The sequence below is a fragment of the Candidatus Oscillochloris fontis genome (assembly GCF_004138135.1).
GTDB lineage: Bacteria > Chloroflexota > Chloroflexia > Chloroflexales > Chloroflexaceae > Oscillochloris > Oscillochloris fontis.
In genome coordinates, this window is record NZ_RYFD01000131.1 from 1 (window position 1) to 1,269 (window position 1,269).

Annotated in this window: 2 protein-coding genes; both read right to left on the reverse strand. The window is 55.2% G+C overall.

What is annotated here, in order from left to right:
* Positions 1 to 189: 189 nt before the first annotated feature.
* Positions 190 to 456, reverse strand: a complete 267-nt coding sequence (locus EKD03_RS18255; protein WP_129633888.1) for a hypothetical protein — start codon at positions 454 to 456, stop codon at positions 190 to 192.
* Positions 419 to 724: a BrnT family toxin gene (locus tag EKD03_RS18260; RefSeq protein WP_238613588.1), complete on the reverse strand. Its 306-nt coding sequence runs from the start codon at positions 722 to 724 to the stop codon at positions 419 to 421. Before EKD03_RS18260 ends, EKD03_RS18255 begins: the two co-directional genes overlap by 38 nt.
* Between the last annotated feature and the right edge of the window lie 545 nt (positions 725 to 1,269).

The following is a 1,269-nucleotide window of genomic DNA, read 5'->3' on the forward strand; positions in this document are numbered from 1 at the left end:
ACGCCCAACGCCTGCCTTCAGGTGCGCCGCTGGCCATGTTCCCGTGATCCGAGCGATGGTTGCCCAGAAGGAACGCCAGACATGGCACCCAGTTCACCGGCCGCGCCAGCGGCGTCACCTGCGAGGCGATGTTGGGCCATACGGTTGAAGTGAGATCTGTTTGTGTGATCATGCCCTAGATGTGGATAGTTACACCTTCTGTGATTCGATGTATGCCCGAAGGATATGGTTGATGGTTTGCGTGGCATGTTGTTCGTGACTTCTTAACCATTTCATAACATCTGCATCAATTTGTATTGTTCGGTCAATCATCTCGCGTGGAATGAGTAATTTTGCCCGACCAAAGAACTCATCCGTGAGGATAGGGATGTCGCTGGTATCAATGTCATCATCCGTTTGCTGGGCAAGCCGCGACCAATCAGTACGGGTAGGCGTGTTCATAGCGTTGTCGCTCATATTTCGTCGCCTTTCGTGCAGAGATAATCCGAATACGATTGTCTCCACGCTCGGTATAGATGACTACTGCAATGATCATATGGAATGGCCCGATGCCAATCCATCGTTCTTCGCCATACTCGGTACGATCATCAAGGTCAACAAGCATGGGAGATTGAAACATGACCGGAATATCAGCGAAATCAATGCCATGTTTGCGGATATTGATTTCGTTCTTTTCATCATCCCACTCGAACTGCACATCTCGCCTCGTCTCTACCTGCGCCATGGATGATCCTTTGTTCTCTATTCTACCATGGTACCGCATGGATTGCTGGCACGACATGCTTGGGGCAATACCGGTATTGCTTCCTAGCACGGCGCTGATCGTCGGACACGGCGTTCTTGGCGCGATCTGCTGGTACACAAACGGCGTTGTTCTCTGGTACGGCGCTGATGGGTGGACACGGCGTTCTCGGCGCGATCTGCTGGTACGCGAACGGCGTTGTTCTCTGGTACGGCATTGATCGTCGGGCACGGCGCTGTTGGTGCGACTCCAGCCTGGTCTTTGGCACGGCACTGATTGATAGGTGTCCACGGCGCGGTCGCTGCGACTCTGATGACCCACCAACCACATCTATAAGTGTGGCAGGGGCGTGATCGCGGGCACGGCGCACTCTCGGCGGCTCACCTTGGCACGGCATCGTGCGTGATGAATCCGGCATGCGATCCATCCCCAACGCATTTCTCTGCGGATCGGAACGCCGATCGCTGGGACGCCTCGGCGCTGCGAGGAAGGAAGGCCCAACGCCAGCCTTCAGGTGCGCCGCTGGC